Below are 3,059 nucleotides of genomic sequence, written 5' to 3' on the forward strand. Positions count from 1 at the left end.
ACCAGCTTGCAAATGATTGTCCTTTCCTTCATTTCTCTCCTATTACGAAGATTTTAAACAGGTTCTAAGCCACTTTAGCTATAAGGAGCTAAGAAGTTTCTGTTGGCTAATTATTGTTAAGCCTACTGGCCTTTCCATTAATAAGATCAAAGAATTGCAGGATTAAGTATAAACAGTTACCCCTTTATGTCATTTAGCAGATTTCTTATTTTTTTTTACTTTACTAAAAAACCCTTCAGATTGCTGTTGTACACTTGCATTTTCCTCTTCTTCAAGCGCTTTTAATAGTTCAATTTGTTTTTTAGTTAAATTTTTTGGATTTAAAGTCTCAACTATTACCTGTACGTATAAATCACCACGAGCATGTGAGTTCATATATGGCATACCCTTTTCTCTACAACGTAGTTTGGTACCAGTTTGAGTGCCTTCAGGGACCTTTACTTTTATTTTAGCTCCATCAATTGATTGAATATCGATTTCACCACCAAGCACTGCTAGTGTCATTCTTATAGGCACTTTACAGTGTAAATCTGCTTTATTTCTAGCAAAGATTTTATGGAAAATTATTTTCACGTATACGTATAAATCTCCACTTTTTCCACCTTTTGTTCCAGCTTCTCCTTTACCACTTATCCTTACCTTAGCTCCTTCTTCTATGCCTTTTGGAATTGAAACGGATATATTTACTTCATCTCTTCTACGTCCACCTCCACCACATTTCTTACATTTGTTTTGTATTATTTCTCCTTCCCCATAGCATGTAGTACATGTTCTTTCGATGGTAAAAAAGCCTTGTTGAGTTCTAATCCTACCGCTTCCCTGGCATGTGTGGCACTGAACTGGTTTAATTGCTCCTTCGCCACCTGTGCCTTGGCATGTATCACATTTTACATTTGTCACATAATGTATAGGCGCTTGTATTCCTTTAAATGCATCTTCTAAGGTAATTTCAAGATCATAACGTAGGTCTGCTCCAGATACTCCTGTTGTACTTCTTTTTGCTCTCGATCTACTTGCACCACCACCGAATCCTCCACCAAAGAAGTCATTGAATATGTCGCTAAAATCTCCTGCAGAGCTAAAGCCTTGAAATCCACCAGAAGCACCTTCGTGGCCATAACGGTCATAGCCTGCCCTTTTCTCAGAGTCAGACAGAACTTCATATGCAGCTGTTACTTCTTTAAATTTTTCCTCTGCTTCTTGATTGCCAGGATTTCTATCAGGATGATATTTTAATGCTAATTTTTTATACGCTTTTTTTATCTCATCAATACTGGCATTTCTGCCTACTTCCAACAGATCATAGTAGTCTTTTTTGCTCATATATAATAGTTTAGTGCTTAACCTTTAAAGATAGGTATTACATATATTAATTTCAAGTGTGACTTCTGTTTCCTATAAAATGTGGTGCACCCTGAGCGACTTGAACGCCCGACCTTTTGATCCGTAGTCAAATGCTCTAATCCAACTGAGCTAAGGGTGCTTTCACAAAGTTAACTTTAGCAGGTTTTGTAGCTTGATTCAATTAATTTGGCTAAAAATAAAACTGTTAATTTTTATCACGCGTGAACCCCTTACAATTCCCAAACTTCTGTTGCAAATAAGGATTATCAAATGCATTTTGAGGAGGAGCAGTTGGAGTAGTATTAGGATCTTGAGGAAAGTAAGGAGGTGGTGCATCATAACGAGAAGAATCTCCATAACCATGCCCTTGTCTAGGACAGCTATCTACCGCTCCTTTAGCTTTCTCGATATTTTCTGATTCTTCCTCATGCTTCATATGAAAAGCTAAACCACCAGCAAAACATACGAGAGAATTAACGCCAAGGATAGCTAAACCCCACACTGGTAAGACTGGGTAAACAGCACAAGCTACCAAAGCTGCCAAAGAAACAACGCCAACCGCAAATTCTATATTTCTGAACGTTTTAAATTTACTATCCAGGTAATCTATTTTTTCTTCTTTTCTAGCCACTTTTCTGCTGCTGTTATACCAAAAACACATACCAGCATGGAAAGCAACACACACAACTGCAGCTACTATACCCAAAGCTAATAGCTTTCTACTGTCTTCTGATTCTTTTCTATTCTCTTTTCTCCCTTGATGAGTGGTATTACCATTGTTAATATTCGTTATATTATTAACCGTAGTGTGACCACGTCCACCGAATAAAGAATCCATCCAGCATTGTAATAGCAAATAATCCCAAAAGTCTAAACCTCTATTGTGTACATGTATATGTGTAATCTGAGAGCCTGTAGGTTGTGCGTTATTCCCTGCGTTATATTGATCATTTCTGCTTCCTGTATCGTGCCTATTGCTTGAATTTGGATGTGTAAATTTTTCATACGCATTTTTAAAATTCTCCTCACTCCAATTTGTGGTATTTTGCGTATTACAAAATTGTAAAAACTCTTTAACATCACTGTTACTACCAGATTTCTTTATATAGGCTAACGCATACCTTTTTAAAACACTATAACTTGCCACTATAAATACCCTCTTAAGTCAAGATTAAATTAATAAATACTTACTTATTATAGCAAGATAACATCTACTTGTCAACTTGAGCCTGATTCAAGTATCCGTTCAGAGTGTGGCAGAAGAACTTATTCAAATAAAGTAGGTGGTAAAATATAAACATTTTATAAAGTGAAAAATGGACTTTTCAGACCACTGCCGAGCTAAAAAAGCCCTGAAAACCGTGATACTTAGGCCACTTCTTGCTTAAGCTGTACAATTTCAGCTTGAGAAGGGCCAGTAGATTCAGCTATTAAATTAACAGATACACCAGCTTTAAGTAAATTTTTTGCAACTTCGATTTTTCCTTTCTCTGTACCTTCCTCAAGTTTGTATTCAAGAATGGCTTCTTCTTTCCGCAGATCCATTATTCTTTCTTCATATGCTACTAAATCTTTTTCATTCCAGCTAAACCTGTCTAATTCATCGTAGGCTAACTTTATTATTGGTGCTTTTTCTGCTATATTCCTTAGAACCTGTTAAGGATCTCGAAAATATGAGGTAAAATAAGCATAGTTAAGAAAGAGGCATATCTATG

2 protein-coding genes, 1 tRNA gene and 1 pseudogene are annotated in these 3,059 nt (G+C 36.3%); all 4 read right to left on the bottom strand.

Features of this window, described 5'->3' with window-relative positions; genetic code table 11:
- Window positions 1–189: 189 nt before the first annotated feature.
- Window positions 190–1,323, bottom strand: a complete 1,134-nt coding sequence (dnaJ, locus tag OZD63_RS02210) for a molecular chaperone DnaJ (protein ID WP_274979481.1) — start codon at window positions 1,321–1,323, stop codon at window positions 190–192.
- Window positions 1,324–1,405: 82 nt separating this feature from the next.
- A tRNA-Arg gene (locus tag OZD63_RS02215) sits at window positions 1,406–1,483 on the bottom strand.
- A 66-nt stretch (window positions 1,484–1,549) separates the two neighbouring features.
- A complete protein-coding gene (locus OZD63_RS02220) occupies window positions 1,550–2,491 on the bottom strand; it encodes a hypothetical protein (RefSeq protein ID WP_275008014.1) in 942 nt (313 codons plus the stop codon).
- Between the two features lie 221 nt (window positions 2,492–2,712).
- Window positions 2,713–2,994: pseudogene (locus OZD63_RS06090) on the bottom strand (hypothetical protein); the annotation flags it as partial.
- Window positions 2,995–3,059 lie beyond the last annotated feature (65 nt).

Source organism: Wolbachia endosymbiont of Drosophila leontia, from assembly GCF_028981785.1.
GTDB lineage: Bacteria > Pseudomonadota > Alphaproteobacteria > Rickettsiales > Anaplasmataceae > Wolbachia > Wolbachia pipientis.

What these genes read in the sequence shown, in the direction of transcription:
- dnaJ (WP_274979481.1), bottom strand. Translation starts at nt 1,323, where the DNA reads ATGAGCAAAAAAGACTACTATGATCTGTTGGAAGTAGGCAGAAATGCC.